Genomic DNA, 1,199 nt, shown 5'->3' on the forward strand with positions numbered 1-1,199 from the left:
ATTCACCAGAAATTCTGCAGGTCTGCCCATTTTTTGCCATTCAAGTCAACTAAGTCGAAATAGGGGTTCAACTGGACCTGGAATTCTGTTGCGTATTTCTCAAAAACGGAATTATGCAAAATGCTCAATTATATAAGTCCGGTGCATTGCATAAAGCGCCTCAGCAGCAAGATGGAGCTATAGACTATGTGTCTTTTGCACAAGCCAATGCTTTTATGGATGGTAAAGCGGCACTAACCATTAACGGATATCATTATATAAGTAATTTGGAGAATATGTCGGCGTATAGTCAAGCGGAAGCGGGGGAATTTAACTGGGATATTGCTTCTGTGCCCGTGAATTCGCAAGACTTAAAAACAACAAGCAATTTCAGTGTATATGATATGTTTTCGTTGAATTCACAAGCGGAAAATCCGGATGCTGCATGGGAGTTGGTGAAATTTATCAGCGGAGAAGAGCTGGCAAAGATCTTGTCCAAGACTTCTTATCATCTGTTCGCGCGCACAGGATTTATGGAAGAAAGCAGTGACAAAAACGTGGCTGCTTTTTATTACGTGAGTCCTTCCGATATGGATCCATATGAAATCTATGAGGACTTGCCGGACGATTTTTACCCTGAGTTTCAGATGATTATCCAAGAAGAGACAGAAGCGATCGTCTCTGGGGAGAAAACAATGGATGATGGACTGCAGGCGATGGAGACACGAGGTCAGGAGGCATTGCAAAGAGCGCTGCAGACCGGCGCAAGTGATTCTTCGGATGAAGGGACTGCGAATACGGAAACCAGCAGCCCTTCGGAATAAGATGAGAAGTATTGGCGAGAATAGACCTCTGCTCTTGTAAGACGAATAGCAGAGGTCTTTTTTTACACACATATTTTGGAACCAATTTGCGGCTTGCAAAATACACTAATCTCGTGGTATAACTTTATAGGCAGTGAGGCAATATAACAGTTAAGCAAAAACAAAGCAACTTGGAAAAAAGAAACAGTTGCAAATCATGCCGAAAGCTGATAACATATATTCTTGTCACCGCGAAATGAGTCGGTTGATGGAATATCGAAATGAATCGTTCCTTGAAAACTGAACAGCGAGCGAATAAGTCTATTACGTTCCCTTAAGGGAACCCCGAATACCATTCGGAACAAATGATGCTTAGCATCGAAATGAGCAAGACAAACTTTATTGGAGAGTTTGATC

General features: G+C 42.1%; 1 protein-coding gene. It reads left to right on the forward strand.

Annotated elements, in window-relative coordinates:
- The first annotated feature begins 188 nt into the window (after positions 1 to 188).
- Complete coding sequence (locus tag ACFPXP_RS08085) at positions 189 to 803, forward strand: hypothetical protein (protein WP_379893727.1); 615 nt, start codon at positions 189 to 191, stop codon at positions 801 to 803.
- Positions 804 to 1,199 lie beyond the last annotated feature (396 nt).

The organism is Marinicrinis lubricantis (assembly GCF_042658665.1).
GTDB lineage: Bacteria > Bacillota > Bacilli > Paenibacillales > KCTC-33676 > Marinicrinis > Marinicrinis lubricantis.